Here is a 3,252-nt window from a genome sequence, read left to right as displayed (position 1 = left end):
AGGGTGCATGGACCTAGGTTCCCAGCGGTGAGCCGCCAGTAGGATCGGCGCTGCGGTGTTTCACGACCCGGTTCGGGATGGGACGGGGTGGGTCCACCGCGCTCCACACACACCCAATGGGTGAAGGAACGGTCGTCCCTTCACACCTCACGCGATTGCCTAGGGGGGACATCTCCCCCTGCTGCCGGTCGGTTCGCCGTGACGGAAGGAAGCCCTCGCCCCTGCGCACCGGTCGCCTCTACGGGTCACCCCGCCTCCAGCTCCGGCCGCTTGGCCCGCTCATCTCGCGGGGGGCTTACCAGCCTTGCGCTGTGAGAGCAGTCGTCTTGCGGCGTGTTTCCCACTTAGATGCTTTCAGCGGTTCTCACTCCCGGACATAGCTACGGAGCCTGCAGGCCGCCCCACAACTCCTCCACCAGCGGTCCGTCCAGCCCGGTCCTCTCGTACTAGGGCCAGCCCCGCGCACTGCTCTAGACGCTCAGAGCGGATAGAGACCGAACTGTCTCACGACGTTCTGAACCCAGCTCGCGTGCCGCTTTAATGGGCGAACAGCCCAACCCTTGGGACCTACTCCAGCCCCAGGATGCGACGAGCCGACATCGAGGTGCCACGCTCCGCCGTCGATATGAACTCTTGGGCGGTCTGAGCCTGTTATCCCCGGGGTAGCTTTTATCCGTTAAGCCACAGGCCTTCCACCCGGTCCTGTGGGATCACTACGGCCGACTTTCATCCCTGCTCGGCTGGTCTGCCTCGCAGTCAAGCGCCCTTCTGCCGTTGCACTCCACGGCGGATGACCATCCCGCCTGAGGGCGCCGTTGCGCGCCTCCGTTACCCTTTAGGAGGCGACCGCCCCAGTCAAACTACCCACCAGCCACCGTCCCCGCCTGCGGCGGGTGAGGGCAGCGCAGACCGAAGAGTGGTATTTCACCGTCGGCTCCAGTCGGCCCGCAAGCCGACCTTCTCCGCCTCCCACCTATCCTACGCATCGGCCTCCGCTACCCGATGGCAAGCTGTAGTAAAGCTCCACGGGGTCTTTTTGTCCCGCTCTGAGTTGGCCGCATCTTCACGGCCACTGCAATTTCACCGAGCCCCTGGTCGAGACAGTGCCCAGATCGTGATGCCTTTCGTGCGGGTCGGAACTTACCCGACAAGGAATTTCGCTACCTTAGGACTGTTATAGTTACAGCCGCCGTTTACCGGGGCTTCGGTTTGGAGCTTGCACCCCGCCCCTTAACCTTCCGGCACTGGGCAGGCATCACCCCCTATACGTCGCCTTACGGCTTGAGCAGGGAGCTGTGGTTCTGGTAACCAGTCGCCTGGGCCTGGACCCTGCGGCTGCCTCGCGCTCCACCCGCCAGGGGTTTCACGCTACGCGCAGCACCCCTTCTTCCGAAGGTACGGGGTCAATTTGCCGAGTTCCTTAACCAGGGGTCACTCGTCCACCTTGGTTTCCTCAACCTGTCTACCGGTGTCGGTTTGCGGTACGGGCGTGGGTGGTCTTCCGAGCCGGCCTTTCTTGGCTGCACAGGCGCCTCGCCATCGGCGTGCGGTTGCCCGCACCCCTTTCACTCGCCTCTCGGTCATTGCCGCACGGATTTGCGTCGTGCGGCTCCCTACCGGCTTGGACGGCGCTCGTCTCGCCGCGGCGACTACCCCTCAGCATCCGGCATTGGTCAAACGACCACCACACGGTACAGGACTATCAACCTGTTGTCCATCGGGTGAGGCGTGTGCCGTCCCCTTAGGCCCGACTACCCTGCCGCGGTGCACCCGTGCGGCAGAACCCTTAGACTTTCGGTGGCGATGATTGCGACATCGCTTCTCCGTTACTCATTCCGGCATTCGCACTCGTCGTCCCTCCACCGACGCTTCCGCGCCGACTTCGGCGCGACGACGACGCTCCCCTACCGTTTGCCGATGGCAAACCCGCGGCTTCGGTGCATCGCTTTGCCCCGTTACAGCGTCGGCGCAGCGCTGCTTGACCAGTGAGCTGTTACGCACTCTTTCAAGGATGGCTGCTTCTAAGCCAACCTCCTGGTTGTCTGAGCGGCGCCACAACCTTTCCCACTTAGCGATGACTGAGGGACCTTAGCCGGCGGTCTGGGTTGTTTCCCTCTCGACGACGGATGTTCGCACCCGCCGTCTCACTCGCGGTGCCCACCCCTGGCATTTGCAGTTTGCCGTCGCTTGGTAAGCGGTGAAGCCCCCGCACAACAACAGCGCTCTACCTCCCGGGGTGGCAAGGCCGCGGCTGTACCTCAATACATTTCGGGGAGAACCAGCTATCTCCGTGTTCGATTGGCATTTCACCCCTACCCACAGCTCATCCGAGCCTTTTGCAACAGACACCGGTGCGGCCCTCCACGTCCTGTTAGGGACGCTTCAGCCTGGCCATGGGTAGCTCACACGGTTTCGGGTCTATCCCCGGCGACGGTCGCCCTGTTCAGGCTCGCGTTCACTCCGGCTCCGGCTGGCCCTGCCTTAACCACGCCACCGAGGATAACTCGCCGGATCATACTCCAAAAGGCACGCGGTCACCGGTATTTCCGGCTCCCACGGCGTGGAAGCACACGATTTCAGGGTCTCTTTCACTCCCCTCACCGGGGTGCTTTTCACCGTTCCCTCACGGTACTGTGCGCTATCGGTCACTGCGTGTAGGTTGCCTTGGACAGTGGTCTGCCCGGCTTCAGCCCGGGTTCTTCGTGCCCGGACCTACTCAGGAGCGACCCTCCCGGCTAAGGCGCCCGCCTACGCGACTCTCACGCTCTGCGGTGCAGGGTTCCACACTGCTTCGGCTCAGCGCGGTCGCCCGGGTGACCGACGAGCAGGTCGGTCACAGGTCGTCCTCCAACCCCGCGGGCGCAACGGCTGCTCCCTGTTCCACGCCCGCGGTTTAGGCTGCACCCGGTTCGCTCGCCGCTACTACGGGTGTGGTTCACTCTTCCTCCGGCTACTGAGATGTTTCAGTTGGCCGGGTTCCCGCTCCGCTGTTGCGGAGCGCTGCCAGATGGCAGCGGGTTGCCCCATTCGGAGACCTCCGGATCACAGCCTGCACGCGGCTCCCCGGAGCATATCGGTGCCGTGCCCCGTCCTTCATCGGCACGCAGCGCCATGGCATCCATCGTGTGCTCATCATGTCTTCCTTCCGTCACGGCCAACCGACCGTGACCCGGTCGCACGGTGCGGGTGGACGCACGCACCGCAGACCGGCAGCAATATTGGTACAATCGCGTGAGTTGTTAAGGTACGACC

Annotated in this window: 2 rRNA genes; both read right to left on the bottom strand. The window is 63.7% G+C overall.

Annotation, left to right across the window (positions count from 1 at the left end):
• A 5S ribosomal RNA gene (gene rrf / locus NW852_RS12945) occupies nucleotides 1-115 on the bottom strand.
• An 88-nt stretch (nucleotides 116-203) separates the two neighbouring features.
• Nucleotides 204-3,145: ribosomal RNA gene (locus NW852_RS12940) — 23S ribosomal RNA — on the bottom strand.
• Nucleotides 3,146-3,252 lie beyond the last annotated feature (107 nt).

The sequence above is a fragment of the Synechococcus sp. H60.1 genome, from assembly GCF_047462335.1.
In the GTDB taxonomy this organism is placed as follows: Bacteria; Cyanobacteriota; Cyanobacteriia; order Thermostichales; family Thermostichaceae; genus Thermostichus.
The sequence above is the reverse complement of the archived record's forward strand: the minus strand, read 5'-3'. Positions and strand labels throughout refer to the sequence as shown.